Below are 26461 nucleotides of genomic sequence, written 5' to 3'. Positions count from 1 at the left end.
CTCACCCTATGCACCGGGTGGCAATGTGAGTCGTCCTCGCTCGACATTCATTCATTCGACCTACGGCACGCATGGTCGGTGCCACTTACGCCCGTCAGAGAATACGACTCAAGAATTGTTGTGTACGAGCGCTTTTGGGATTGTCGAAGAACTCACCGGGAGGTGCCTCTTCCACGATCTTCCCGTCGCTCATGAAGACGACCCTGTCTGCGGCCGCTTTCGCGAAGCCCATTTCGTGGCTGACCACCACCATCGTCATGCCCTCGTCGCGCAGTCGAAGCATGACGTCGAGGACCTCGTTGACCATCTCGGGATCGAGGGCTGACGTGGGCTCGTCGAACAGCATCACTTCGGGCTTCATCGCCAACGCTCGGGCGATCGCCACGCGTTGCTGCTGACCACCGGACAGTTGTGACGGGTAGTTCTCCCCCTTGTCCGACAGGCCGACGAGGTCGAGCAGTTCCTGAGCTTGCCTGCGCGCCTTGTCCTTCTGCGTACCGAGGACATGACGTGGACCCGATGCGACGTTATCCAGCGCCGTCATCATCGGAAACAGGTTGAAGCTCTGGAACACCATTCCTGTGTGGTGCCGCTGCTTGGCGATCTGCGCCTCCGACAGCGGCGTTCGCTTGGCGCCTTCCGAGAAGCCCATCATCTCGCCGCACACTCGGACGGTCCCGGATTCGATCGTCTCGAGGCAGTTGAGCGTGCGCAGCAGGGTGCTCTTTCCACTTCCCGACGGCCCGAGGAGCAGGACCACTTCCCCTTTGTCCACCGTGAAATCGATGTCGTCGAGGACGACGAGATCGTTGTAGGCCTTCGTCATATTCCTGACCTCGACCATCGTCGTGGCCTTCGTGGTCGCAGACGTCGCACTCGTCATCGGTTCACAGCCTCGGCTTTCATCGCGCTGTCGTCGAGCTTCGGACTCGACGGGCCGCCCTTACGGCGGTAATTGCGGTCGTATCCACGTCCTACTCGTACTTCGATCATCTTCTGAATCAACCCCCACAGAGTTGTCAGCACCAGGAAGTACAACGCTGCCGCGCAGAGCCCCTCCAGCACTCGAAAATTCACCTGCACCAAGAACTGTGTCCGTCGCAGCAACTCCTGTACTGAGATGACCGACACCAGCGTTGTGGTCTTGAGCAGCCCGTTGAAGCTGTTGCCGAGTGGAGGAATCATCACCCGCAGTGCCTGAGGGAGAACCACCACGCGGAAGACCTTCGTGGGTGACATACCGAGGGCCCGTGCCGCTTCCGTTTGTCCGGTGGGAACCGACAGCAATCCGGAACGCACTATTTCCGACAGGTATGCGGCTTCGTTGAGAACCAGGCCGACGAGTGCCGCCTCGATCACGCCCAGTTTGATGCCGACCTGAGGCAGTCCGGTGTAGATGATCACCAACTGCACCAGTAGAGGCGTGCCGCGCATCAGCCACACGTAGAACCCGGCGACTATCCGCAGGGGTACGAGCTTGGACGATCGCGCGGAGGCCACCACCACTGCGAGAGCGAGTCCGAAAATCATGCTGACTACGGTGAGCCAGATAGTGACCCATGCGCCTTCGAGCAGCTGGGTGCTCGTCAGGATGGAGAAGAATGCGTCCCAGGACCACATGGGGGTGCCTTTCGACTTGCGTTGGTCGGATCAGCTGTCGAGAGGACCGGTGCTGACGGCGATATCGCCCTCGTATCCGGTGACGTCGTACTGCTCGAACAGATCGGGCAGATAACCATCGCTCCTCATCTCCGAGAGCACACGCGCCACCTCAGCGGACGATTTGCTGCCCTTGGCGAATCCCATGGCAAGGGGTGCCTCGTTGATTCCACCGACGGCTGTCTCGAAGCGTCCGTCTTCCTGGTAGAACGACGTGACCGACTCGACGATGGAGGTGCCGTCGAGCTGTCCCGCCGAAAGCGCTTGATAGGCATCGGCATTGGTCTTGAACGTCTGCACCGTCAGCGCCGGCTTTCCTTCGGCTGCAAATTCCTCGGCCATGGCGGTCAACGTGTCGAACTCGTATCCGGGCGCTTCGACCCCGATGGTCTTGCCCGCCAGATCGTCCAAGCTCGAGATCGATTCGGGGTTGCCCGAGGGCACCGAGATCGAGACTGCCTGCACCTCGTACGGAACGAGATCGATGGTCTCGGCCCGTGCGGGCGTGTAGAACATGCCGGTGTCGATCATGTCCCAGCGGCCGGCCTGCACACCGGGAATCTGTGCCTCGAACTCGATGTTGACGAACTTCGGCGTCAGACACAGGCGCTTGGCGATCTCCTTACCGAGGTCGACGCGCATGCCGATCACGTCGCCGTTCGGATCGACGTACTGCATCGGCGGAAGAGTCGCGTTGGTGGCCATCGTCAGTACGCCTTCTTCGGCGAGGTCCGAAGCACCGAGCGTGGGTGTGCAATCCGTCGGCGCGGCCGCGGAATCGTCCGAGGAACTACAGGCAGTGAGGCCGGCCACCACAACAGCGATAGCGGCGAGTCCTGTTAACTTGCGCATTGAGCGAGCCTTTCGATATCGACTGCAGCACTACACGTTCGAGGACGGGGCGGCAGCGACGATGATGGAGTGGTTCGAGAAGAGTCGATCCTTTGGGATCGATTGCATCAAGCGTCGCAGACGAATTCGGAGGCGTCAACGCGGTTAACACTGCCGACACGCGGTACATCAACTGTTAACCGTTCGCACGTGATCGCGCTCCTCATTCCTGCGATCCGAGAACGTCGATCACAGTTCGGCACACGACGCCCGCTCCACCAGACGAGCGCCGATTCGATACGTACGCCCGTCGGGTTCGACCGAGTCCTTGATCTGCTGGAACAACAGGTCCATGGCCACGTTGGCCAATTGGGCCGCGCCGTTGTCGACGACTGTGATTGCCGGCTGCCACATCGCGAGCCACGGCATGTCCTCGTGGCAGATCAGCGACAACTCGTCCGGCACCGAGACACCCCTGCCGACGAGCGTGGGCAGGATGCCGAAGACAGCCTCGTGATTGGCTGCGTACAGAGCAGTCATCGCCTGGGGTGCATCCAGTAGCGAGTTGATCGCTTCGGCACCGAATTCGGTGGTGAACGGCCCTTTTCGGACGATCGTCTCGTCGACCGGAATACCTGCGTCGGCCAACGCCAGTCGATAGCCCTCGTAGCGCTCACGCCCGGACGTCGCATCCTCGTTTCCACCGATGTAGCCGATCCGACTGTGCCCGAGCTCGACCAGGTGCGCCGTCGCGTCGCGAGCACCCGTGACGTCGTCTGCCAGCACCGTCGACGCCGAACTCCCCTTGACCGAACGGATCAGGTTGACCACCGCGCGGCCCTGTTCCAGAAGCGCATTCGACGCCGCCGCACTTCGACCGCTGCCGATCACGATCGTGCCGTCCACGCCGTGCTCGCCGAGCATGGCCAGGACGTCGTTCTCACGCGCCGGATCGGCATCGGTGATGCAGAGCAGGACTTGAAATCCGCTGGCTGCCGCTCTCTTCTGGACCACCTCGGCGACGGTGTGAAAGGTCGCGTTGAGCAGGTTGTTCATGACCAGACCGATCAAGTGCGATCTGTTCGAGCGCAGCGCACTCGCAGCCCTGTTCGGCCGATATCCGAGAACCCGAGCCGCATCCTCGACCGCTGCCCGTGTCTCCGCGGAGATCAGTGACGATCCACTCAATGCGCGTGATGCCGTGCTGCGCGAAACCCCAGCAGCGCTCGCAACGTCGATCAAGGTGACCGCCATCGGTTCTCCGTTCTCTTGCTTCACGCCTCGGACAAACATATTCGACCGTGGTCGCGTTACAAGTACGTTTCCGGCTTGACGACTCGACCACCCCGAAGGCAGTCTATGCAATCGATCCCACAAATGCGGGTACGACGCGTCGTCGATCGTCCCGAGCCCGAAAGGCACTCCCATGAATCGCGATGATGTCGCGTGGTCCGGTTACTGGCCCGCTGCCCCCACACCGTTCACGCAGTCGGGTGACGTCGACACCGAGGCAATTTTCGACTTGATGAATCTCTACGCGCAGACGGGTGTTCACGGTGTGCTCGTGAACGGCAGCACAGGCGAATGGTTCAGCCAGAGCGACCACGAACGAAAGACCGTCGCGGAAGCGTCGATCGATGCAGTCGCAGGCCGCTTCCCTGTTGTGATCGGTGTCAGTGCGTACACAGCTGCGCAGTCCTCCGCGCTCGCGAAGCACGCTGCTTCCGCCGGCGCGGACGGCATACTGGCGACGCCTCCGCCCTACGTACACACCTCGGCGGAAGAGACCTATCAGTACTACCGAAGCGTCAGCACCGCAACATCGTTGCCGTTCATGGCCTACAACTGGCCACGAGGCGTTGCGGTCGACATGGGGACCTCACCCGACCTGTTCTCTCGACTGGCCGACCTGGAGAACGTCGTCGCGATCAAAGACAGCACCGGTGATTGGCTCGCCATGCTCGATACCGTCGAGGCCGTGTCCGATCGCGTCCGTGTATTCGGGAGTTTCCTGCATCGACGCGGCCTTGCCACGCTGCTCGAACTGGGCGGGGACGGCAACATCGACGGCGGCGGGGTAGGCGCTCCCTTCGCGGTGCCGTTCTACGAGGCCGTCGCTGCACGTGACGCCGACACCGCACGCATGTGGGTCGATCGTTATCGCGCGTTCTCGGGCCGGCTCATCGCCTCGGACTACAGCGGCGTGTACGCCTCCCCCATCCCCCAACTGAAGGCCGTGATGAACCTTCTCGGCCAGCCGGGAGGCACCGTGCGCGAACCGTTACTGCCGGTCACCGACGCCGACACGCTTGCCGCCCTGCAATCGGTCATCGTCGAATCGGGTATCGACGATGCCTACGCGACCGTAGGAGCCGTTCATGCGGTCTGAGGTCGACGTCGTTGTCATCGGAGCCGGAATCGTCGGTGCAGCAACGGCTCTCGCCCTCACCCGCGCGGGATCCCGCGTTGCTGTGCTCGATCGCACCCTACCCAACACCGCCGGCTCCGGTACGACTGCAGGCAACCTGCACATCCAGACCATCCATACGCGCAGGCCCGGGCAGGGCACAGCCGTCGATGTAGAACAGCTGCTTCCACTGCAGAAATCGACGAGCTCGCTGTGGAACACACTGGACGAGACGGTGCCCGGTCTCGGGCTGAACCGGTGCGGCGGGTTCATGGTGGCCGAAACCGAGGAGCAGGTCCACGCCCTCATCGCGAAGCACCGATGGGAACGAGCTGCGGGGATCCCGACGGAGGTACTGAGCGGCGACGAGGCTCGACAGGCGCTACCGCTGCTCGGCCCGAGCGTTCAGGCCGCAACCTGGTGTCCGTGGGACGGATTCGCAGAACCCGACCTCGCCGGTCCTGCCCTGTTACGTCAGGCCGTGGCCGAAGGAGCGTCTGTACATCCGTCGACACCGGTCACCGGATTGGCCCGCGACGGTGATGTCTGGACAGTGAGCACCAACGGTGGAACGTGGATTGCACCCGTAGTGATGGACGTTGCAGGTCCGTGGATGGCTCCGATCGCGGCTATGGCGGGGGTATCGCTCGATCTCGTCCCGACCTCGTTGCAGATGCACTCGCTCGATGCCGCACCTCTGACACTCGAAGTGCTGGTGCAACACGTCGGTGAGGGAATGTCGATCAAACAGGACCGAACGGGACGCCTCGTCCTCGGCGGCGGTTGGCCAGCAGGTGCGTTCCACGACAGCGAGACGGCCCCGAGCAGATCCGACAGCACCACAGGAAATCTGGAGCAGGTTCGACGGCTTCTGCCTGCGCTCGCCCGGAATGCGCTACTCGATACCTGGACCGGCCCCGTGGTCACCACCCCCGACGAGATGCCGGTCATCGGCGAACTCGCCGCAGCCCCAGGCCTCTTCGTGGCCGGCGGCACCTACTCCTTCACCTTCGCGCCACTGTGGGGGCAGGTTCTCTCGGCCCTGGCGCGAGGCACCGAACCCGAGGTCGACGTATCCGCGTTCTCCCCGGACCGTCTCGTCCGTCTTCACACTCACTGAAAGAGGGCTTCACATGGCACTGGTCACGATGTTCGTCAACGGACAAGCGATGTCCGGCGGCACCCTGAACGACGCATTGCACAAGGCGCGATTGGTCGGGAAAGTCGACACCGCCCCGAAATACCGCTTCTTCTCCGTGCGCGACGAATTCCCCGGTTTGCACCCGGTCCCTACCGATGGATTCGTGGTACCGGGCGAGCTGTACGAGGTCGAGTACGACGTACTACGCGACGAGCTCCTTCCCAGGGAACCGAAGGAACTCGAACTCGGCGTCATCGAGTTGGCCGACGGCTCGGGCTCCCTGTCGATGCGCATGCGTGAGAGCTATCTGACGGCCACGGGCGTCACCGACATCAGTGATCGCGGAGGATGGCTGACCTACCTCGCGAGCACACGATGAAGGTCGTGCGCGGCGGAACGATCGTCGAATCCCATTGGGCCGCTGCGGCAGATCTGCTCATCGACGACGGCAGAGTCGTTGCGGTGCTCAACCCAGGGAGCGAGGTCGACGCGGCAGCGGAGGTCATCGACGCAACCGGGAAACTGGTCATGCCGGGTGGAGTCGATCCGCACTGCCACGTCGGGTTCACCTCCGGCGAATTCACCTCTCTCGACTCGTACCTGGAGTGCACGACGGCGGCCGTCTTCGGCGGCACCACCACGATCATCGACTTCGCTATCCCGCGTCCCGGTCAACAGCCGCTCAACGCTGCCGAGGTGCAGCGAGCGAAAGCGTCGAGCGGACTGTGCGATTCGGCTCTGCACGCCTGCGTCGTCGAGTGGACCGACACCACCGCCGACCAACTGAAAACACTGGCAGACGGCGGTATTCGGACGGTCAAGATGTTCACCACCTACGCCGGTGAGACGATGGCGAACGAACACACCATCCTCAACACGATGCAGGCCACTCGCGATCTCGGCGGAATGGTCATCATCCACTGCGAGTCCGACGCGATCGTCACCGACGCGCAGAACCTCGCAGCCGTATCGGACGGAGTCGATGCCGCACACATGTCGCAGACGCGGCCGGAGCTCGCCGAGACTGCCTCGGTCGCCGCCATTCTCGCGATCGCCGAATCACAGAATGCGCCGGTCTATTTCGTGCATCAGTCGACTCCGGCTGCCGTCGAACTGGTCGCGGACGCTCGTAAGCGAGGGCTCGTCGCCTTCACCGAATCGGTCGCCCACCATCTGATCCTCGACGACTCGGCCTACGAGGGTGAACAACCCGAACGATTTGTCTGCTGCCCACCGCTGCGCTCGGCCGAGGTGGTCGAGGAACTCGGGCGACACCTGTTCACCGGGCACATCACCACCATCGGTTCCGACCATTGCTGCTACGACACCGCACAGAAGCAGGTGCACAGCCACGACGTGCGGCACATGCCCAACGGACTGCCCGGAGTCGAGACGCGTCTTCCGGTGATCTACTCGCACTATGTGGACGGATTGGGTCTGACTGCAAGCAGATTCGTGGAGTTGACCTCGTCGAATCCAGCGCGCACCAACGGCTTGTATCCCCGCAAGGGATCACTGATGCCGGGGTCCGACGCCGACATCGCCATCTGGGATCCCGAACTGGAATGGACGGTGACCACCGAAACACAGCACATGGCGACCGACTACACCCCCTACGAGGGACACCGACTTCGAGGAAAGCCGGTCACCGTGATCGTGGGCGGCGAGATTGTCGTCCACGACGGCGAACTCGTCGACGCCACTCCCCGCGGCCGACATCTCGAAGCGGCACCCCTCGACTTCAGCGGGGCATTCAGCATGTGAGGCCCGGACTTCTACCGTCGACGGGTTCGGCTGCCTCGACGTGGTGCTACTTCGGACTACTTATCGGCGAGAGCTACTGCCGCCGCCAGGTATTCACGTGCGTCGCGAAACGTCTGTGCGACCCCACGTCCCGCGATGGCGTGATACCGACTGATTCGGTCGTCATCGAGAGCCTCGAGGACGGTGCTGGAATCCGCGTGCATCCACCCGCCGTCCCGGACCAGTTCGTGGGCACGCTTGCCGTGCAGGGCAGAAATTCCCTCGACCCTGATCCCCTTCGGATCGGTCGACGCCGCGAGGTAATAGGCCTTCTTGCCGGAGTAGCCGGCCTTGACCTTCTCGCGCAACCGGAAGACGGCATCGGCGGCATCGTCGATCGCCGATGCGTATTCGTCGGAGCCCGATTCGGCGGCGGAGATTCGCGCGATCTCCCCATCGATCGCAGAAAGCAAAGTGGCGAGGTATTCGGGATCGCTCATAGGCCCATGATGCCCTAGAGCAGTGATCTCTAGAACCAGCACCCGACGGAGAAGATATCGACACCTGTACAGCTCGGGGATCGACCTGACCGACTGCACAGTTCAGATGCCTGCCGGCAATGTCATGGGCCACTGACGAGGCGGAGCTGACCGAACGGTTGCCCGCACCACCTGCAGCTTCCACCGACGTAGTCGTGGCCGTCTTCACGTTCGCATTCGGCCACTGCACATCCGCTGCCGCACGAGAGTATCTGGCCACATCGGCACCGCTCACCGTCACACCCGGGGTGATGAAGTGCTCCCGGCGGCCCAGCGCAGTCGTGGCACTTTTTCCGTCCATTGGGTATTCGACTGGGTCGTCACGTGCAACCCACCGAATCGAGCATTTCCAGTTCACACGCCATGCAGATCGCCATGCCGTCGAGAATCGCACAGGGCACCGACATCGGAATTTCTCGAAGTTCACGCGTCGATGCGCCTCGGCAACGCAGACAAAAAGACGGCTCCGGATTACTCCGAAACCGTCTTCGACCTGCAATGTGTCGGGCTGACAGGATTTGAACCTGCGACCACTTGACCCCCAGTCAAGTGCGCTACCAAGCTGCGCCACAGCCCGCCGCGCCTCGAAAGGCGCTTGCTGAGATTACCCCAGCCCTACCCCTGAGAGGAAATCGCCTGCTCAGGGGCGGGGTCGGACTACATCAGCGGTTGTTGCCCTTGCCCGGCCGTTCCCGCTTCTCGCGGATACGTACCGAAACGCGGACGGGGCTGCCGTCGAAGTTGAACTCCTCACGCAGACGCCGCTCGATGAATCGGCGGTAACCGGCCTCGAGGAAGCCGGTGGTGAACAGCACGAACGTCGGCGGCCGGGTGCTGGCCTGCGTCGCGAACATGATGCGCGGCAGACGTCCGCCTCGCATCGGCGGCGGAGTGGCCGCCACGACCTCCTTGAGCCACGTGTTCAACCTGCCGGTGGGGACGCGCTTGTCCCACGACTCCAGAGCCGTCTCCAGAGCGGGCACGAGCTTCTGCACCGCACGGCCCGTCTGCGCCGAGATGTTCACTCGCTGTGCCCACGGCACCCGAGCGAGATCGCGATCGATCTCCTTCTCGAGCTGCTGACGACGATCGTCGTCCACCAGATCCCACTTGTTGAACGCCAGCACCAACGCGCGGCCGGCATCGGCGACCATGCTGAGCACACGCATGTCCTGCTCCGAGATCACCTCGGACGCATCGAGAAGCAGAATCGCGACCTCAGCGGCCTCGATCGCGGACTTGGTGCGCAGCGACGCGTAGAACTCGGCACCACTGGCATGACTGACGCGCTTGCGCAGTCCGGCGGTGTCGACGAATCGCCATGTCTTGCCGCCCAATTCGACCAACGAGTCGACGGGATCGACGGTGGTTCCGGCAACATCGTGCACCACCGAGCGCTCGTCACCCGAGAGCTTGTTGATCAGCGAGGACTTGCCCACGTTCGGCTTACCGACCAGAGCGACACGCCTGGGTCCCCCGCCGGGGATCCCTTCGCGCGGGGTCTCGGGCAACGCCTCGAGCACCCGGTCCAGCAGATCACCCGTTCCGCGGCCGTGAGTGGCCGAGACCGACAACGGCTCCCCCAGACCCAGCGACCACAGTGCGGCCACCTCGGACTCGGTGCGTCCGTCGTCGACCTTGTTGGCCACCAACAGAACCGGAGTCTTCGACCGGCGCAGTACTCGTGCTACAGCCTCGTCCGTCGTCGTCGAGCCGACTCGCGCGTCGACGACCAACAGGATCGCATCGGCGGTGTGCATGGCCAACTCGGCTTGGCGCGCAACGGATGCCTGCAGACCCTTGGCGTCGGGTTCCCAACCGCCGGTGTCCTGCACCAGGAAGCGTCGACCACTCCAGTTGGCCTCGTACGACACCCGGTCGCGGGTGACGCCGGGTACGTCCTCGACGACGGCTTCACGTCGTCCGATGATGCGGTTGACGAGCGTCGACTTACCGACGTTCGGACGCCCCACCACGGCGAGAGTCGGTACGGCAACGGCGTCTTCGCCGTCTTCGCCCTCGTTGAGGTCGACGTACTCCCACTCGCCCTCGTCACTCCATATTCCGTCGCCCGCGGTTTCCGCTGCGCCGGAGAAGAATTCTTCACTCACTGCACTGCTCCACTTCTGTCGTTCACCACGAGCAGCAAACGCTCGATCACGCCGTCGAGATCCAGCTCGCTGGTATCGACGATCACCGAATCCTCGGCGGGACGAAGCGGTGACACTGCTCTCGTCGAATCTGCGTGATCGCGGCGTTGCACATCTGCGAGCACGGATTCGTAGTCGTCGTCGCGACCCTGTTCGATGTTCTGTTTGTTGCGACGCTCTGCCCGCGCCTCCGGTGAGGCAGTCAGGAACACCTTCACGTCGGCGTCGGGAAGAACGACGGTGCCGATGTCGCGGCCCTCCACGACGATTCGCGTCGACGAGCTCGCGAGGTCGCGCTGCATCTGCACCAACAACTCGCGCACCGCAGGCACTGCGGACACCGCCGAGACGGCCTTGGTGACTGCGTCGCCGCGGATTTCGTCGCTGACATCTTCACCGTCGAGCAACACGGTCTCGGACAGCGGGTCTTTGCCGATCTCGAGGGGAAGCGCCGCAACAGCTTTCGCGACCGCATCCGCATCGGTGGGCTCGACGCCCGAACGGAGAACCCATACCGTCGCGACGCGGTACATCGCACCGGTGTCGAGGTAGCTGGCTTCCAGTGCCGACGCGAGTCTGCGCGATACCGACGACTTACCGGTGCCCGAGGGACCGTCCATCGCCACGACGAGCGCACTCATCACAGGCCTACGGATTCGTAGAGCTTGCCGATCTCGCCGCGACCCAGAACACGCAGTGTTCCTGGACGCTGATCGCCGAGCACGATGTTGCCGACATCGGTGCGCACGAGGCGCCCGACCGGGAATCCGACCTTGTCGAACAACCGACGCACGATGTGCTTGCGGCCCTCGTGCAGGGTCACCTTGACGAGCGACTTGCCGTCCGAGATGTCGAGTAGCTGGAAGCCGTCGACCTTCACCGGTCCGTCGTCGAGGGTGACGCCCTCACGCAGCTGCTTGCCGAGCGTGCGGGGAATGGTGCCCGACAACGTCGCGAGGTAGGTCTTCGAAACCTCGAACGACGGGTGCATCAGGCGGTGAGCAAGATCACCGTCGTTGGTGAAGAGCAACAGTCCCTCGGTGTCGGCGTCGAGGCGGCCGACATGGAACAGTCGCTGCCCCGCCTGAACCCGCTCGGAGACGATGTCGCCGACGCACGGGCGTCCCAGATCGTCGGACATGGTGCACTGCCATCCACGCGGCTTGTTCATCGCGAGATGAACCAGCTCTTCCTTCACCACAACGCGGGTGCCGTCGACACGGACCACGGCGATGTTGGGATCGATGCGGATTCCCTGTTCGGTGACGATGCGTCCGTCCACCTCGACGCGGCCGTCGGCGATCAGTTCCTCGGCGGCGCGACGCGATGCGACGCCGGCCTGTGCGAGGACCTTCTGCAACCGAACACCTTCACCGGCGGGTACGTGCTTGCGCGGTGAGGAATCGGTGTGCTGATGCTTCGCCGGCTTGGCGTTGCTGATCGTGGTCGACGGAACCTGCTTCTTCTGCGGCTTCGGCGGCTTGGGACGCGAGGGCTTCTTGCGAGGAACGGCGTCGTTGCTGCGGTCGTTGACGCCGGTCTCGACGGGCGTGTAATCGGTCGTTTCGTCCTGCTCGATGCCACGGCGAGGGGCAGGTCGAGCTCCTGTTCGAGGAGCTCCGGTACGGGGCGCGCCTGCGCGAGGTCCTCCAGTGCGAGGAGCTCCTGCGCGAGGTCCTCCGGTACGAGGAGCGCCGTCACGGGGCGCAGCGTCGCGGGTGCGATCTCCGCGGCGCGCGTCACGCGGAGTGTCCGACCTACCTGCGGTCGGCTTCCTGCGTGGGTCTTGTCTCTTGTTACGGTCCGGTGTGCCATCACGGCGAGCGGGCTTGTTCACTTGTCTTACCTATCAGTCGTCCGAGTCGAGCTCGGCTGCCGGATCGGGTTTCGATCCGCGGTTCTTGGTGGAGCGGGTCATCCTCGGGTCGGTGTCCATGCTGTCACTGATCTCGTCGATCAGGTCCACACCCGGCAACAGCGGTGCCAGTTCGGGTAGATCACCGAGCGATGCGAGCCCGAGCCGTTCGAGGAACAGCTCGGTGGTGCAGTACATCGTGCCGTTCGTCTCCGGGTCCGTTCCTGCTTCTGAGATCAGTCCACGGGCGAGCAACGTACGCATCACTCCATCGACGTTGACTCCTCGCACGGCGCTGACTCGTGCGCGGGTCAACGGTTGACGATATGCGATCACGGCCAGGGTTTCCAATGCCGCGCGTGTGAGCTTGGACCGAGCGCCGTCCAGAAGCAGCCGTTCGACGTACGGCGCATAGGCGGTTCGGGTGTAGAAACGCCATCCGTCGCCGGCGTAGCGAAGGTCGATTCCGCTGGTTCGTTCGGTCAGTTCGGCGGCCATCGCCGTCAAGGTCGCGCGCACGCGGGCCACCGAGGCACCCACGGCCGAGGCGAGCTGCTCGTCCGAGGCCGGTGTATCGACGATCAGCAACACAGCTTCGAGCGCCGACGCGAGAGTGGTGTCGTCGAGTTCCTCGGAATCGTCGACGTCCTCGAGCTCGAGTTCGGGGTCGGCACTCATGCGTAGTCCTCCTCCGTGACCACGATGGGTCCTTCGTCCTTACCGGTCCAACTCACTCGAAGATCGCCGAGCGGCTCGGGCTGCTCGAACGCGATCACCTGTTGCCGGAACAGCTCCAGCAACGCCAGGAATCGAGCGATTATTTCCACCTGCACCTCGCAGTCCTGCACCAACTCCGAGAACGACGCCCACTCGTTCAGACCTCGGCCTTGCAGATTCTCCAGCAACCATGCCGCCTGCTCGGGAATCGAGACCGCGTGCTGATGAATGTGATCGAGTCCCACCTGGGGAATCGGCTTGGGTCTGAAGGCCGCTGCGGCGATGTCGGCGAACGTGGCCGGGTCGACGCCCAGCAGCACCTCCGGAATCAGATCGGCGTACCTGTCCTCCACCGACACCGACCGCGGATAACGCCGAAGCGCAGCAGCTTCCAGCTCACCGAACAACAGAGCGACCTGCTTGTAGGCGCGGTACTGAAGTAGTCGAGCGAAGAGGAGATCTCGCACTTCGAGCAGCGCCAGGTCCTCGGCGTCCTCCACATCACCCGAGGGCAGCAACCGCGCCGCCTTGAGATCGAGCAGAGTCGCGGCTACGACGAGGAATTCCGTCGTCTGGTCGAGGCCGACATCGGCACCGAGTGACTTGGTGAACGAGATGAAGTCGTCGGTGACGGTGTGCAACGCCACTTCGGTGACGTCCATGCGGTGCTGACTGATCAGCGACAGCAGCAGATCGAACGGACCCTCGAAGTTGAGCAACCGCACCCTGAATTTCGACGGATCCGCGTCGGCGGGAACCTCGATCGGGGCCTCGTCGGCAGCGTCGACGGTCACGGACCCGACCGGTAGATCACCTCGCGCGCCAGGGCGCGGTACGCCTGTGCGCCGCCGGATTTCGGAGCCCACGTGGTGATCGGCTCACCGGCGACACTGGTTTCGGGGAAACGAACCGTTCTGGTGATCACCGTGTCGTAAACGACGTCGCCGAACACCTCGACCACTCGCGTCATCACCTCACGCGAATGCAGTGTGCGGGCGTCGAACATCGTCACCACGATGCCGGCCAACTTCAGCCGCGGATTGAGACGATCACGCACCTTCTCGACGGTATCGTTGAGCAGCGCCAAGCCACGAAGGCTGAAGTACTCGCACTCCATCGGGATCAACACTTCGTCGGCACACGTGAGCGCATTGACCGTCAACAGACCGAGCGACGGCTGGCAATCGATGAGCACGTAGTCGTAGCGGTCGAGAATGGGATGCAGCACTCGACCGAGCGTCTGCTCGCGGCCCACCTCGGTGACCAGCTGAATCTCAGCGGCCGAGAGGTCGATGTTGCTGGGCATCAGATCGAGATTCTCGACGCGAGTCCGCATGATGATGTCGTCGGCGGAGACCTTCGCCTCGACGAGGAGGTTGTAGACCGTCAGATCGAGCTCGTGATGTGCGACGCCCAGTCCCGCGGACAGTGCGCCCTGTGGGTCGAGGTCCACAAGTAGTACGCGACGGCCGTAGCCGGCCAACGAGGCACCGAGATTGATGGTCGACGTCGTTTTGCCGACGCCACCCTTCTGGTTGCACATCGCGATGATCTTGGCCGGGCCGTGATTGGCCAACGGTTGCGGATCCGGGACGGTCCGAGTCATCCGACCGGTGGGCCCGAGCTCGTTCGGAGCAGGAATGATGTCGCGTGTCTCCCGACTGGATTCCGGTTGACGCGTCTGGAACAGGCCACCGTCGAGATGTGGATGATCCAAAGCTGACTCCGCCGCTGGCGGCTGCGGTGTCGACACGTTCCAGCGCTCCCCTGTCCCGTTCGTCTTCGAGTAGTTCTGAGAACGCTACCGCTTGGTGCGCCGGCAACGTCATCGGACACGCTGACGCACGGCCGCCGGCCTCGTGCTATCTCGCCCGCGGATGCGCGCCGGCCCACACTTCGCGCATCGTGTTCACGGTGACGAGGGTGTAGATCTGCGTCGTCGTCACCGACGCATGTCCCAACAGCTCCTGCACGACGCGGACGTCGGCACCACCGTCCAGCAGATGCGTAGCGAAAGAATGCCGAAGAACGTGCGGTGAGACCCCCGCGGTGATCCCGGCCCGCACGGCCGAATCCTGCAACACCTGCCACGCACTCTGCCGAGACAACCTGCCGCCTCGGACGTTGAGGAACAGCGCAGGATTCGAGCGCGAGACCAGCCCCGGCCGACCACGCACCAGGTAGGCGTCGACTGCCTCGATCGCGGGTCGACCGACCGGGACGATGCGATGCTTGCCGCCTTTGCCGCGCAGTAGCACCGAGCGAGCTTCGGTGTCGATGTCGTCGACGTCGAGCCCCACTGCCTCGGAAATTCGAGCCCCGGTGGAATACAGCAGCTCCAACAACGCTCGATCCCGCAGTCCGCGCGGAGCATCGGGACCGGCAACCGAGGCCGATTCGAGTAGCGCCACCACCTGATCGACGGGCAGCGACTTCGGCAACCGCTTCGCCGGCTGGGGCGGCTTGACCTCGCTCGCGACGTTGCGCTCGACCATCCCTTCCGCGAGCGCGAACCGGTGCAGACCGCGCACAGCAATCAGCGTCCGAGCCGCCGAACTTGCTGCGAGAGCTGGGAATTCGTCATCACCCCGCCGCAGATAGAGCACGAACTCGGTGATGTCGTTCTCCGAGACCTTCGCCAGATCGGCGATGCCGTAGCCGCCGAGGAACCGCTCGTACCGCACCAGATCGCGACGGTAGGACGACACCGTGTTCGGTGCCGACCCACGCTCGACCACGAGATGGTCGAGGTACGTCCGAATCTGCTGGCCGATCACGGTGACTACTTTCGTGAACTCTTCCGCTTCTCGAATGCTGTCGGCAGATCGGGCCACGGGGCGTCGGCGGGGCGTAATTCGGTGCCGGCGGCGCGGGCGGCAGCGAATGCGAGCACGCCCGCCACGGCGGACGCGTTCACGATCTCTCCTGCCAGTGCGCGACGGACGGCCTCGTCCATCGGCACGAAGGAGAGTTCGATGTCTGCTTCCTCGTCGTGTGCCTCCGGCCGATCCACTTCCGTCAGGTCTCGTGCCAGGAAGATCCGCACGGCTTCGTCGGTGAACCCGGGCGAGGCCAGCACGTCGACCAGCACCGACCATGTGCCGGCAGCTAGCCCGGTTTCCTCGGCGAGCTCGCGCTGAGCTGCCAGCACCGGCTGCTCCCCCGGCTCGTCCAGCAGACCGGCGGGCAACTCCCACAGTCGACGACCGACGGGATGCCGGTACTGCTCGATCATCGCCACACGGTCCTGATCGTCGACGGCCAGAATCCCGACCGCGCCGTGATGCTCGATCACCTCACGCTCGGCCTTGCGACCGTTGGGCATAGCGACCTGATCGAGCCGGAGGGCGAGGATGGCACCCGAGTACGGCACCGACGATTCGAGAGTGGTGAACTCGTGCCGAGGCTCGCTCATCCGACGGTCTCGGCCGCGTCCGATTCCTCTGCCGCCACGGTGTCACCGTGAATGTCGACGGGCAGACGCTCCGCAGCCTTGTACTTCAGCGCCGCATTGATCAACGACGCGAACAGCGGATGCGGACGGGTCGGCCGGCTCTTGAGCTCCGGATGCGCCTGAGTGGCGACGAAGAACGGGTGCACCGAGGCAGGCAGCTCGACGAACTCGACCAGGTGCCCGTCCGGAGAAGTACCGCTGAACACCAAGCCGCTCTTGGCAATTCGGTCACGGTAGTCGTTGTTGACCTCGTAGCGGTGACGGTGCCGCTCCGACACGTTCTCGGTGCCGTACGACGCCGCGACGACCGAGCCCTTCTGCAGCGTGGCCGGGTAGGCACCGAGGCGCATCGTGCCGCCGAGATCGGCGTCACCGGCGACGGCGTCTTCCTGATCGGCCATCGTGGAGATCACCGGATCCTTGGTCTCCGGGTCGAACTCGGCGGAATTGGCATCGGTCAGACCGACCGAACGAGCCGCCTCGATGACCACACACTGCAAGCCGAGGCACAACCCCAGTAGCGGAATCTTGCGCGTACGGGCGAATTCGATGGCCCCGAGCTTGCCCTCGATACCGCGGATACCGAAACCACCGGGAATGAGCACGGCATCGACGTCGCCCAACGCGGCCTGCGCCCCCGCAGGCGTAGAGCACTCGTCGGATGGAACCCACTTGATCTCGACTTTCGCGCGATGGGCGAATCCTCCGGCACGCAGCGCCTCGGTGACCGAGAGATACGCGTCGGGCAGGTCCACGTACTTGCCGACCAGGCCCACGCGCACGGTTTCGCGCGGCTGGTGGACGCGCTCGAGCAGGCCACCCCAGATGGTCCAGTCGACATCACGGAACGGGAGACCGAGCTGACGGACGACGTACGCGTCCAGGCCTTCCTTGTGCAGCACCTTGGGAATGTCGTAGATCGACGGCGCATCGGGCGTGGAGATGCAGCCGTCGACGTCGACGTCGCACATGAGCGCGATCTTGTTCTTGAGCCCCGGCGGCACATCGCGATCGCAACGCAGGATCAACGCGTCGGGCTGGATACCGATGCTGCGCAGTGCTGCGACGGAGTGCTGGGTGGGCTTGGTCTTGAGTTCACCGGACGGAGCCAGGAACGGAACCAACGACACGTGCAGGAAGAACACGTTGTTGCGGCCGACGTCGTGGCGCACCTGACGCGCTGCTTCGAGGAACGGCTGCGACTCGATATCGCCGACGGTGCCGCCGATTTCGGTGATCACGACGTCCGGCTGATGACCCTGCAGGTCCGGGCCGTTCATCGCGAGAATGCGACGCTTGATCTCGTCGGTGATGTGCGGGATGACCTGAACGGTGTCGCCCAGGTATTCACCGCGGCGTTCCTTGGCGATGACCGTCGAGTAGACCTGGCCGGTGGTGACATTGGCGAACCCGGACAGATCGCGGTCGAGGAATCGCTCGTAGTGTCCGACGTCGAGGTCGGTCTCGGAGCCGTCCTCGGTGACGAAGACCTCACCGTGTTGGAACGGGTTCATCGTGCCGGGATCGACATTGAGGTAGGGATCGAGCTTCTGCATGGTCACGCGCAATCCGCGTGCGGTCAGTAGCTGGCCGAGGCTGGATGCCGTCAGGCCTTTTCCGAGTGAGGACGCAACGCCCCCACTGACGAAAATGTGCTTGGTGTCGGAACGCGACTGAAGGCGTGACAATGAGGCTCCCGTGACGAGTCTGCAGGGCTTGCTCCTATCAGGGGGCTGATAAGAGAGGTGAAGCGTGGAAATTGGGCCTGCTACCCACGGGACTTCACGGTAACACCAGTACCTACCTCACCGCCAACGACACGCTCGTTCCCACGACGATCAGCTCGCCGGCGCTCCGACGGTCACGGCGTTCGCGTTCGCTCCGGTGCCGTAGCGGCCCGACGCACCGTCCAGTTGCTCCGCCAAGGCGAGAACCGTGGTGATTCGTCCCGCTTCACGGTCGACGTTGTCGACTGTGCTGAGAGCGGACGACAGCGCCGAATCGGCTCGCACGACGGCGATGGAACCGTTACCCTCTGCCGCGCCGGATCGGCCGGCCAGTACCGCGCCTGCACCACGTGAATCCAGAGCGCCTGCGAACCGCGCAACGATGGCACCGCGATTGCCGTCCTCCACGTCCGAGGTGCCGGAACCGGTGACGACCACTGCCAACTGAGCGGGCGCGACGGCACCGTTGTCGTATGCGATGAAGCCGCCACTGCGCAGCGTCTCCAGCGCCAGTGAGAGCTCCTCGGGAGTCGACTGCGGCTGGGCGGTCTCCGCGTTGAGCAGCAGTACCGAACCCAGAAGGTCTCCTGCCAAGCTGCCCTGGTCCACTGCTCCGGTACGCAACTGAACACCGGCGGGAATGACGTTGGTCAGGCGGGTACGAAGATCGTCGCCGTTCGCAGCGGAGACGAAGGAATCGTTCAGCGACACCCGGCCGGTGACGGTGGCACCCGAAGACCCGATCGACCGCGTGACTCCGTCCACGTCACCGGGATCTGCATCCGGAGTGGTGATGACCACGACGCTGCGATCGAGCAACGTGTCTCGCAACACCCGGCCCGATACCGCAGCGTCGAATCCGTCGGCCGAGTTGAGCTGCTCACCGAGCTGGTTGTTGGTCGCCTGCAGATCATCCACCTGAGTTTCGAGACCGGTCTTGTCGTCTCGGAGGCCCGATACCAGCCCGCTCGAGAGCAGACCCGAACCGAGCACGATGCCGATGGCCAGTGCCACGAAAACCGCGGCCAGCGAAATGGCATGTTGGCGAAGCGAAATCACGAAAGCAACCCCTGGAACCACAGAGCGAACCGGTTCCACAGATCGATTGCCCAATCCAACGCTTCACCGCCGATGTTGGACACGGCCAGTGCCACGATCACGGCAACGAGCGCAGCCAGAATCAACAGCGCGATCGCACCACCGGACACACGGCTGCGATACAGCGTCGCAACAGCTTTGGCGTCGACCAGCTTGGCACCGACCTTCAGACGCGTCATGAACGCAGCCGGATTGGTGTTGCGTCGACCGCGATCGAAGAACTCGTCCAGGCTGGCCGGGCTACCGACCGACACGATGAGAGAAGCCCCGTGATGATCGGCCAACAACAGCGCGAGATCGGCAGCGGCACCGGTGGCCGGGAACGTCATGGCACCGATACCGAGATCCTGAATGCGCTCGAGTCCTTGCGCGTGGCCGTCGGAATCCGCCGGAAGCACTACCTCCGCACCGCATTTGAGCGTCTGCGCAGTGACGTCCTCGGGATCGCCGACGATCAGATCGGGGCGATGACCTGCCTTCATGGCGGTGTCGGCACCCGCGCCGACACCGATGATGACGGGCGAGTACTCCTTGATGAACGGCTTGAGGTTCTTCAGATCCTCGGCGTGCCCGGGACCGTCGGCGACGATCACGACATGGCGACCCTCGAGATCGATGTCGATGTCCGGCACACCGACGCCGTCGATGAGCAGCGGACTCTCGGTTCGGATGAACTCGATCGTGTTGCCCGAGAACGCTTCCAGATGGTCGACCAGACCCGTCTTGGCCTCGATCATCTTGTCCGAGATCTCGGCTTCGCTCTGCTCGTCGCCCTTCGCGAGGCGCCGATCACCGGTGTAGACACCGCCGTCGTTGAGACGAACCTTGGTTCCGTCCTTGATCTTCTTGAAGACCTCGGTGCCGGCCGAGTCGATCAAGATGATCCCGTTGGCCACGATGGCCTCGGGCCCCAGGTTCGGGTAGCGCCCGGAGATCGAGGGCGACGCGTTGACGACCGCGAGCACCCCTGCCTCGACGAGAGCATCAGCGGTCAGGCGGTCCAGGTCGAGCTCGTCGAGCACGACGATGTCACCGGGGCCGACCCGTTTCAGCAGCTTGGCCGTGTTGCGATCGACTCGCGCGATCCCGGTGATTCCGGGCAGCGAATCCTGACTACGTGACAGCAGAGCCGGCATCTTCATGAGAACCATGATGACCCGATCGACACGCCCGACGACGGAGGCGCGCCGAAACAACTACCACACTGATCACATCAGCACCAAAAGTTACAACGCTGCCCGATCGGCGTTTGCGGTGGCCAGCAGCTCCTCGGCATGCGCGCGACCGGTTTCCGTGTCGTCCAGACCCGCGAGCATTCTCGCGAGCTCGACGACGCGCTCCGACGACGACAGCGTCCGAACCCCGCTGTTCGCCGCACCCTTCTTCGCATCGGTCTTGTCGACCACCAGGTGGGTGTCGGCGAATGCTGCGACCTGAGGCAAGTGGGTGACCACGATGACCTGGTGCGTGCGCGCCAACCGGCCGAGTCGACGCCCGACCTCGACGGCCGCGCGACCACCCACTCCGGCGTCGACCTCGTCGAACACCATCGTCGCGCCCTTGTCCGAACCCGCCAGCACCACTTCGAGTGCCAACATCACCCGCGAAAGCTCACCGCCCGACGCACTCTTGCTGATCGGAAGAGCCTGGGCACCGTCGTGCGCGGACAGCCTGAACTCGACCTCGTCGACGCCATTGCTGCCCGCATGCAGTTCGGCCCCGTCCACGACGATCGGAGCCGTGTCGGACGGACCGGCGGGAAGTGCGCGAACATCGATCTGCAGCTTGGCTTTTCCCATGGCCAAACCCGCCAGCTCGACGCTGACCGCCTTCGAGAGCTTCACGGCGGCCTTGGCCCGAGCCGCACTGAGCTTCGAAGCAGCTGCCGCGACGTCGACCGCAGCCGCGTCGACCTTGGCGCTCAACTCGGCGAGCGCATCGGCCGAGGTGTCGATGTGCGAGAGCCGCTCACGGGCCTCCTCCGCCCAGGCGATGACGCCGTCGACATCGGCGGCGTACTTGCGTGTCAACGACTTCAGCTCGGCCTGCCGGTTCAGGATCGAGTCGAGCGCGCCCGGATCGGACGGCAGATCCGTCAGGTACGAAGTGAGGTCTGCCCCGATGTCGCCCACGATCGCCATCGCGTCGTTCAGACGCGGCAGCAGCTCGGTCAGTGCTGCGTCCTCGGCATGTTCGAGGCGAGAGCGAGCCTCGCCCAGTAGATACAGCGCGGACGTCGTGTCCGACGCCTCCTCGGTACTCCCGACCAGCGCCGCCGAGGCACCTTCCGCGGTCTCACGCAGCGAATCGAGATCCCCCAGCCGACGCACATCCTCGGCCACGGAGCGATCCTCACCCGGCTCGGGCGCCAGGGAGTCGATCTCCTGCAGGCCGAACTGCAGCCGATCGGCTTCCTGCGCCAGCTCCCGACTGCGTTCGGTGCGGTCGATCAGCTCGTTGCGCGCGTCGAGCCACGTCTTGCGCGCGGTGCGGTATTTCGAGACGAGGGACGCCACCGCGTCCCCGGCAAATCTGTCCAGCGCGCCGAGTTGCTGATCGGGACGCAGCAGACGCAGCTGATCGTTCTGACCGTGCACCGTCAACAAGGAGTCGGTGAAGTTCGACAACACCGATGCCGGCACACTGCGCCCACCGAGGTGCGCACGAGAACGACCGTCCGAGTTGACGGTACGCACGGCGATGATCGAATTGTCCTCGTCCCGTTGACCTCCCGAGGACTCGAGCACCTTGTCGACGTCGTCGATCACCTGCTCCGACGCGGTGTCGGTACTGAATCGCCCCTCGACCACAGCACGCTGTGCGCCGAGTCGAACCCGGCCCGCGTCGGCGCGGGCACCCGACAACAGGTGCAGACTCGTGACCACCATGGTCTTTCCGGCACCCGTTTCGCCGGTGAGTACGGTCAGCCCCTCGTGAAACTGTGCGCTGGCACCGGATATGACTCCGAGGCTGTCGATCCGAATCTCTTCGAGCATCCCTACCTCGCTCTCCCCCGCCACCCGGTCACGGGCAGTTCGAATTTCTTGACCATGCGATCGGCGAACGGTGCCGAATCGAGCCGAACCCACTTGATCGGTGACGCTCCCCGCACCACCTCCACGCGAGCGCCGGCAGGCAGGCTCAACGTGCGCCTGCCATCGCAGAACACGAATCCCGCGTGTCCGCCGGCATCGATCTCGACCGCAACGATCGACTCGGGACTGGTGACGAGCGGGCGCGCGAACAAAGCGTGGGCATTGCTCGGAATGACCAGTATCGCTTCGAGTTCCGGCCAGACCACAGGTCCACCGGCCGAGAACGCGTAGGCCGTCGAGCCCGTCGGTGTGGAGACCAAGACGCCGTCGCACCCGAAAGCCGACACCGGTCGACCGTCGACTTCGAGGACCACCTCGAGCACTCCGAGCCGCGACCCGTTCTCGATGCTCGCCTCGTTCAACGCCCAGCCGCGATCGACCACCTGGTCGCCGACGCGAATCGCGATGTCCAGTGTCATGCGTTGCTCGATGCGGTAGTCCCCGGCGATGACGCGGGCCAGGGCATCTTCGAGATGGTCGGCTTCGGCCTCCGCCAGGAACCCGACATGGCCGAGGTTGATGCCGAGCACCGGTATGGACGCTCCTCGCGCGAGTTCGGCTGCGCGCAGGAAGGTCCCGTCACCGCCGAGAACCAGGACCATTTCGCAACCGGCGGCTGCGTCCGGTCCGAACTCGACGACGTTCAGTTTCATGTCCGCGACGAACACGTGATCGTGTTCCTCGGTATCGGAGGCTTCGATCTTCGACGGCTCGACCTCGTCCACGAGCACGCGAAGGCAGATGCCCGCCTCGTCGAACACCTTGCCCACGCGGCGCGCGGTTTCGGCGATGTCCGGTCGACCAGGATGGGCGACGAGAAGAATCTCTCGAGTCGACTCCCGTTCCGGCGCTGCGTGGGACGGAGTCACTGTGGTCCTTCCTCGATCGCGAGCCGGACGAGTTCCGTGATGTCTGCGCGAGGCGAGTCCTCGTCTGCACCTGCCCTCAGCCACAAAAAGTACTCGACGTTGCCCGACGGCCCCGGCAGCGGGCTCGCCGCCACCGCGCGAACACTCAGATCCAAGCCGACGGCCGCGTTCGCAACATCCTCCACTGCCTCGGCTCGCAGAGCTGGATCTCGCACCACGCCACCGGAACCCACGCGATCCTTGCCGACCTCGAACTGCGGTTTGACCATCAACACCATGTCGGTACCCGGCTTCGAGCATGCGACGAACGCGGGAAGAACCAGCTTCAACGAGATGAACGACAGATCCGCGACGATGACGTCGACAGGTCCACCGATCGTGTCGGCGTCGATCGACCGGACGTTGGTGCGGTCGATGACGTGAACGCGGTCGTCGGATTGCAGACGCCACACCAGCTGCCCGTATCCCACATCAACGGCAACGACCTCGCGCACTCCACGGCTGAGAAGAACATCGGTGAACCCACCGGTGGACGCCCCGGCGTCCAGACAACGAGCCTGCTCGACGGTCAACCCGAGCGGCTCGAAGGCGTCGAGGGCACCGAGCAACTTGTGCGCCCCGCGGGAGGCCCACGAGATCTCGTTGTCTTCTTCGGCCACCAACAGCGGTGTGCCCGGCTCCACCGCGGTAGCGGGCTTCGAGGCCACCGTCCCGGCGATCTTCACCCGGCCCGCTTCGATCAACTCCGAAGCGTGCTCGCGAGATCGGGCGAGTCCACGACGAACCAGTTCGGCGTCGACACGTGCGCGACGAGCCATGTCAGGTCTTGTCGACGGTGTTCAGGGCACGAACGAGTACTTCGTGCGCTCGGTCGAGCAGACTCGCGTCGCGCGCCAAGGCCTCGGAGTCCACGGCCTCGGATCCCTCGTCGTCCGCCGACTCGATGGTGAGCTGATTCAACAGCGAACCGACCTCGGTGCGAATAGTGTCCGGATCTGCCGACGACTCGTCGACGACACCGCTCGGCCGGTGCTGTCCTGGTAGTGGAATAGGCGCGCTCATCGCCTCTCACGCTATCGGATGGGTCCGACGAACGCCCGATCGCCGCCGCTCGCCGAACGCTGCTGTCGAACGCAGCGTCAACAGCCGAGTAGCGAACGCAGATCGCCGAGTCGATCTCCCTCGAAGCGAACATCCGAGAACGTCGAACCGGACCAGGCGACGTGCAGTGTGGCGAGCGCCCCCTCGAACGCATCCGGCTCACCGTCCCCGCTGTACCGCACGGACAGCACCTCGTTCTCGATGCCGACCGTCCAATCGGTCTTGCTGCCGACGCTCGACGACATCTCGTCCTTGTTGAGGACTCCGAGATCGGGGCCGATGTGAGTGGGGCGCAAATGCCGAGGAGCATGCAACAACTCCGCAGCGGTACTCACGCCGGTCAATACCAGCAGCGACGGTAGATCGATTTCGTTCGCTCCGGCGATGTCGGTGTCGAGCCTGTCTCCGACGACCAGTGCCGAACGTGCTCCGCTGCGCTCGATGGCGTCGTGCATGATCGGGGCGGCGGGCTTGCCTGCCACGATCGGCTCGATCTCGGTGGCGTTGCGCACCGCTGCGACCATCGAGCCGTTCCCCAGAACGAGTCCCCGCTCGGTCGGCAGGGTTGCGTCGATGTTCGTTGCCACCCACAGTGCACCTGCACGGATGACGAGGACAGCCTCGGCAAGAATCTTCCAGCCCGTATCGACCGAATGCCCCTGCACCACCGCGACCGGATGGTCGTCGGCAGATCTGACCGGTTCGAGACCTACCTTGGTGATCTCGTTCGCCAACGCGTCGGTACCGACGACGAGCACGCGGGAACCTGGGTCCAACTTGTCAGCCAACACACGGGCACCGGCCTCGGAACTGGTGACGACGAACTCTGCCGTGGTGTCGAACCCGAGACCACGCAGATGTTCGGCAACGTCCTCGGGGGCACGACTGGCATTGTTGGTGACAAAGTACTGCTTTTCCGCACCACCCGACAGCGCTTCCACTGCACCGGGAACGGGGTCCTTGCCTGCGTACACGGTGCCGTCGAGGTCGAGTAGCAGAACGTCATGGAGGTCGCGCAGCGCGGTCACTGACCGCCTCCGGACAGCTCCTCGACCCGCTCTTCTGCGTCGGTCTCACCATCGACGTCGGCTGCAGCGGCATTGAGGAACCACTTCACACCTTCGTCGACGCGACCCGCCGCAACCAGCGCATCGGCGTAGACGTAGAACAAGCGAGCGGCAGCCGTGCCGGAGCGCGACGCGTCGAGGTCAGGGGTCTGCAGCGTGACGACGGCCTGGTCGTACTGGTTCAGATCCATTCGGGCACCTGCCACGACGATCCGAAGCTCCGACGCTTCCTCGCCGGTCAACTCACGAGCCTCGTCACTGCGACCGAGTTCGATAGCGCGCTCGGGGCGTCCGAGTCCGCGCTCGCAGTCGGCCATCACCGCGATGAGGCCCGGTCCGCCTGCCATCCGTCGGGCAGCGCGAAGCTCGGACAGTGCTTCGGCCCACTCACCGGCGTGGTACGCCGCGATACCTGCGGTTTCACGCACTACGGCAATGCGGCCGGCGCGCTGACGAGCAGCGCGCGCATGCAGCAGCGCCAACTGCGGATCGTCGTCGAGCAGTCTGCTGGTCATCACGAGGTGACGTGCGACGGCGGTGGCGTTGTTCTTGTCCAGGCTCAACAGGTCTCGACGCACCGCTGGTTCGAGCTGTCCGGCTTCGACCTCGTCGGGCAGATCCGGCTCCTCGGGACGCGGCGGTCGACGGTCGGACGGTGAGCTGTTTCCGCGCCGGTCTCCGGAGAATCCGCCCTCACCGCCACGCCTGCGGGGAGGACCGTCCGAACGACGCGGGTCGCCGCGGCGGTCCTGAGCGCGGGGGTTGCGGTCTCGGGACTCGCTCGGGCGGTTGCCGCCGTCCCCTCGGGAGGGGCGACGATCGTTGTTGTCTTCCGACACGGGCGTCCTTTCGGATTTCGGTACAAACGCAAAAAGGGGACCCACCAAGTGGGTCCCCTTCTTACAACGGGTGTTCGGCGGTGTCCTACTCTCCCACACCCTGTCGAGTGCAGTACCATCGGCGCTGGAGGGCTTAGCTTCCGGGTTCGGAATGGGACCGGGCGTTTCC

At 64.3% G+C, this 26461-nt stretch carries 26 protein-coding genes, 1 tRNA gene and 1 rRNA gene; 4 read left to right on the top strand and 24 right to left on the bottom strand.

Annotated elements, in window-relative coordinates; genetic code table 11:
* Nucleotides 1–94: 94 nt before the first annotated feature.
* The 4 genes from CH291_RS21305 to CH291_RS21290 all read right to left on the bottom strand — a co-directional run bounded on the left by CH291_RS21305 (nt 95) and on the right by CH291_RS21290 (nt 3744).
* Nucleotides 95–883 (bottom strand): amino acid ABC transporter ATP-binding protein, encoded by a 789-nt coding sequence (locus CH291_RS21305; protein ID WP_306437690.1) that lies wholly within the window; start codon nt 881–883, stop codon nt 95–97.
* On the bottom strand, nt 880–1620 hold the full coding sequence (locus CH291_RS21300) for an amino acid ABC transporter permease (RefSeq protein ID WP_094688582.1): 741 nt from the start codon (nt 1618–1620) through the stop codon (nt 880–882). Before CH291_RS21300 ends, CH291_RS21305 begins: the two co-directional genes overlap by 4 nt.
* A 30-nt stretch (nt 1621–1650) precedes the next feature.
* Nucleotides 1651–2511: an ABC transporter substrate-binding protein gene (locus tag CH291_RS21295; protein WP_094688581.1), complete on the bottom strand. Its 861-nt coding sequence runs from the start codon at nt 2509–2511 to the stop codon at nt 1651–1653.
* 228 nt (nt 2512–2739) lie between these two features.
* On the bottom strand, nt 2740–3744 hold the full coding sequence (locus CH291_RS21290; protein ID WP_094688866.1) for a LacI family DNA-binding transcriptional regulator: 1005 nt from the start codon (nt 3742–3744) through the stop codon (nt 2740–2742).
* A gap of 172 nt (nt 3745–3916) precedes the next feature.
* Here CH291_RS21290 and CH291_RS21285 point away from each other — a divergent pair, with 172 nt between their 5' ends.
* The 4 genes from CH291_RS21285 to hydA are packed head-to-tail and all read left to right on the top strand — an operon-like array spanning nt 3917 to nt 7802.
* Nucleotides 3917–4879, top strand: a complete 963-nt coding sequence (locus CH291_RS21285) for a dihydrodipicolinate synthase family protein (RefSeq protein ID WP_094688580.1) — start codon at nt 3917–3919, stop codon at nt 4877–4879.
* Nucleotides 4869–6017 carry an NAD(P)/FAD-dependent oxidoreductase gene (locus tag CH291_RS21280; protein WP_068051025.1) on the top strand — a complete coding sequence of 383 codons (1149 nt, stop codon included), beginning with the start codon at nt 4869–4871 and terminating at the stop codon, nt 6015–6017. The genes CH291_RS21285 and CH291_RS21280 overlap by 11 nt, the downstream gene beginning before the upstream one ends.
* Before the next feature lie 13 nt (nt 6018–6030).
* Entirely contained in the window at nt 6031–6417 is a 387-nt protein-coding gene (locus tag CH291_RS21275) for an allophanate hydrolase-related protein (protein ID WP_094688579.1), read from the top strand.
* On the top strand, nt 6387–7802 hold the full coding sequence (gene hydA, locus CH291_RS21270; RefSeq protein WP_231893865.1) for a dihydropyrimidinase: 1416 nt from the start codon (nt 6387–6389) through the stop codon (nt 7800–7802). The genes CH291_RS21275 and hydA overlap by 31 nt, the downstream gene beginning before the upstream one ends.
* A 56-nt stretch (nt 7803–7858) precedes the next feature.
* On the opposite strand, the gene CH291_RS21265 is transcribed toward hydA, so the two are convergent.
* The 20 genes from CH291_RS21265 to rrf form a co-directional block, all read right to left on the bottom strand.
* Nucleotides 7859–8281: a phosphate acetyltransferase gene (locus CH291_RS21265; RefSeq protein ID WP_094688578.1), complete on the bottom strand. Its 423-nt coding sequence runs from the start codon at nt 8279–8281 to the stop codon at nt 7859–7861.
* A 542-nt stretch (nt 8282–8823) separates the two neighbouring features.
* Nucleotides 8824–8897, bottom strand: a tRNA-Pro gene (locus tag CH291_RS21260).
* Between the two features lie 85 nt (nt 8898–8982).
* Entirely contained in the window at nt 8983–10431 is a 1449-nt protein-coding gene (gene der / locus CH291_RS21255; RefSeq protein ID WP_037189204.1) for a ribosome biogenesis GTPase Der, read from the bottom strand.
* On the bottom strand, nt 10428–11111 hold the full coding sequence (cmk, locus tag CH291_RS21250) for a (d)CMP kinase (RefSeq protein ID WP_094641581.1): 684 nt from the start codon (nt 11109–11111) through the stop codon (nt 10428–10430). Before cmk ends, der begins: the two co-directional genes overlap by 4 nt.
* Nucleotides 11111–12307, bottom strand: coding sequence for a pseudouridine synthase (locus CH291_RS21245; RefSeq protein WP_082898852.1), 1197 nt, complete (start codon nt 12305–12307; stop codon nt 11111–11113). The genes cmk and CH291_RS21245 overlap by 1 nt, the downstream gene beginning before the upstream one ends.
* A gap of 12 nt (nt 12308–12319) precedes the next feature.
* On the bottom strand, nt 12320–13003 hold the full coding sequence (gene scpB / locus CH291_RS21240) for an SMC-Scp complex subunit ScpB (RefSeq protein WP_094668762.1): 684 nt from the start codon (nt 13001–13003) through the stop codon (nt 12320–12322).
* On the bottom strand, nt 13000–13836 hold the full coding sequence (locus CH291_RS21235) for a segregation and condensation protein A (protein WP_037189201.1): 837 nt from the start codon (nt 13834–13836) through the stop codon (nt 13000–13002). The genes scpB and CH291_RS21235 overlap by 4 nt, the downstream gene beginning before the upstream one ends.
* Nucleotides 13833–14795 carry a ParA family protein gene (locus tag CH291_RS21230; protein ID WP_068051009.1) on the bottom strand — a complete coding sequence of 321 codons (963 nt, stop codon included), beginning with the start codon at nt 14793–14795 and terminating at the stop codon, nt 13833–13835. The genes CH291_RS21235 and CH291_RS21230 overlap by 4 nt, the downstream gene beginning before the upstream one ends.
* A 109-nt stretch (nt 14796–14904) precedes the next feature.
* Nucleotides 14905–15819 carry a site-specific tyrosine recombinase XerD gene (gene xerD / locus CH291_RS21225; protein ID WP_094688577.1) on the bottom strand — a complete coding sequence of 305 codons (915 nt, stop codon included), beginning with the start codon at nt 15817–15819 and terminating at the stop codon, nt 14905–14907.
* A gap of 5 nt (nt 15820–15824) precedes the next feature.
* On the bottom strand, nt 15825–16457 hold the full coding sequence (locus CH291_RS21220; RefSeq protein WP_094688576.1) for an NUDIX domain-containing protein: 633 nt from the start codon (nt 16455–16457) through the stop codon (nt 15825–15827).
* Nucleotides 16454–18184, bottom strand: a complete 1731-nt coding sequence (locus tag CH291_RS21215) for a CTP synthase (protein ID WP_094688575.1) — start codon at nt 18182–18184, stop codon at nt 16454–16456. Before CH291_RS21215 ends, CH291_RS21220 begins: the two co-directional genes overlap by 4 nt.
* A gap of 150 nt (nt 18185–18334) precedes the next feature.
* Nucleotides 18335–19282, bottom strand: a complete 948-nt coding sequence (locus CH291_RS21210) for a copper transporter (protein ID WP_094688865.1) — start codon at nt 19280–19282, stop codon at nt 18335–18337.
* A complete protein-coding gene (gene steA, locus CH291_RS21205) occupies nt 19279–20463 on the bottom strand; it encodes a putative cytokinetic ring protein SteA (RefSeq protein WP_068051018.1) in 1185 nt (394 codons plus the stop codon). The genes CH291_RS21210 and steA overlap by 4 nt, the downstream gene beginning before the upstream one ends.
* A gap of 84 nt (nt 20464–20547) precedes the next feature.
* Nucleotides 20548–22317, bottom strand: coding sequence for a DNA repair protein RecN (recN, locus tag CH291_RS21200; protein WP_068051017.1), 1770 nt, complete (start codon nt 22315–22317; stop codon nt 20548–20550).
* Nucleotides 22318–22319: 2 nt separating this feature from the next.
* Nucleotides 22320–23285 (bottom strand): NAD kinase, encoded by a 966-nt coding sequence (locus CH291_RS21195; protein ID WP_094688574.1) that lies wholly within the window; start codon nt 23283–23285, stop codon nt 22320–22322.
* A complete protein-coding gene (locus tag CH291_RS21190; RefSeq protein ID WP_068051000.1) occupies nt 23282–24103 on the bottom strand; it encodes a TlyA family RNA methyltransferase in 822 nt (273 codons plus the stop codon). The genes CH291_RS21195 and CH291_RS21190 overlap by 4 nt, the downstream gene beginning before the upstream one ends.
* Nucleotide 24104: 1 nt before the next feature.
* On the bottom strand, nt 24105–24347 hold the full coding sequence (locus CH291_RS21185) for a hypothetical protein (RefSeq protein ID WP_068050998.1): 243 nt from the start codon (nt 24345–24347) through the stop codon (nt 24105–24107).
* Nucleotides 24348–24424: 77 nt separating this feature from the next.
* Complete coding sequence (locus CH291_RS21180) at nt 24425–25414, bottom strand: HAD-IIA family hydrolase (protein ID WP_094688573.1); 990 nt, start codon at nt 25412–25414, stop codon at nt 24425–24427.
* Entirely contained in the window at nt 25411–26292 is an 882-nt protein-coding gene (locus CH291_RS21175; RefSeq protein WP_094688572.1) for a tetratricopeptide repeat protein, read from the bottom strand. The genes CH291_RS21180 and CH291_RS21175 overlap by 4 nt, the downstream gene beginning before the upstream one ends.
* A 72-nt stretch (nt 26293–26364) precedes the next feature.
* A 5S ribosomal RNA gene (rrf, locus tag CH291_RS21170) occupies nt 26365–26461 on the bottom strand; the annotation flags it as partial.

Source organism: Rhodococcus sp. 14-1411-2a (genome assembly GCF_002259485.1).
GTDB lineage: Bacteria > Actinomycetota > Actinomycetes > Mycobacteriales > Mycobacteriaceae > Rhodococcoides.
The sequence above is the reverse complement of the archived record's forward strand: the minus strand, read 5'-3'. Positions and strand labels throughout refer to the sequence as shown.

Excerpts from the sequence above, each read along its gene's own strand:
- CH291_RS21305 (WP_306437690.1), bottom strand. The coding sequence starts at position 883 with ATGACGAGTGCGACGTCTGCGACCACGAAGGCCACGACGATGGTCGAG.
- CH291_RS21300 (WP_094688582.1), bottom strand. The coding sequence starts at position 1,620 with ATGTGGTCCTGGGACGCATTCTTCTCCATCCTGACGAGCACCCAGCTG.
- CH291_RS21295 (WP_094688581.1), bottom strand. The coding sequence starts at position 2,511 with ATGCGCAAGTTAACAGGACTCGCCGCTATCGCTGTTGTGGTGGCCGGC.
- CH291_RS21290 (WP_094688866.1), bottom strand. The coding sequence starts at position 3,744 with ATGGCGGTCACCTTGATCGACGTTGCGAGCGCTGCTGGGGTTTCGCGC.
- CH291_RS21285 (WP_094688580.1), top strand. The coding sequence starts at position 3,917 with ATGAATCGCGATGATGTCGCGTGGTCCGGTTACTGGCCCGCTGCCCCC.
- CH291_RS21280 (WP_068051025.1), top strand. The coding sequence starts at position 4,869 with ATGCGGTCTGAGGTCGACGTCGTTGTCATCGGAGCCGGAATCGTCGGT.
- CH291_RS21275 (WP_094688579.1), top strand. The coding sequence starts at position 6,031 with ATGGCACTGGTCACGATGTTCGTCAACGGACAAGCGATGTCCGGCGGC.
- hydA (WP_231893865.1), top strand. The coding sequence starts at position 6,387 with ATGGCTGACCTACCTCGCGAGCACACGATGAAGGTCGTGCGCGGCGGA.
- CH291_RS21265 (WP_094688578.1), bottom strand. The coding sequence starts at position 8,281 with ATGAGCGATCCCGAATACCTCGCCACTTTGCTTTCTGCGATCGATGGG.
- cmk (WP_094641581.1), bottom strand. The coding sequence starts at position 11,111 with ATGAGTGCGCTCGTCGTGGCGATGGACGGTCCCTCGGGCACCGGTAAG.
- scpB (WP_094668762.1), bottom strand. The coding sequence starts at position 13,003 with ATGAGTGCCGACCCCGAACTCGAGCTCGAGGACGTCGACGATTCCGAG.
- CH291_RS21220 (WP_094688576.1), bottom strand. The coding sequence starts at position 16,457 with ATGAGCGAGCCTCGGCACGAGTTCACCACTCTCGAATCGTCGGTGCCG.
- steA (WP_068051018.1), bottom strand. The coding sequence starts at position 20,463 with ATGAAGATGCCGGCTCTGCTGTCACGTAGTCAGGATTCGCTGCCCGGA.
- recN (WP_068051017.1), bottom strand. The coding sequence starts at position 22,317 with ATGCTCGAAGAGATTCGGATCGACAGCCTCGGAGTCATATCCGGTGCC.
- CH291_RS21190 (WP_068051000.1), bottom strand. The coding sequence starts at position 24,103 with ATGGCTCGTCGCGCACGTGTCGACGCCGAACTGGTTCGTCGTGGACTC.
- CH291_RS21185 (WP_068050998.1), bottom strand. The coding sequence starts at position 24,347 with ATGAGCGCGCCTATTCCACTACCAGGACAGCACCGGCCGAGCGGTGTC.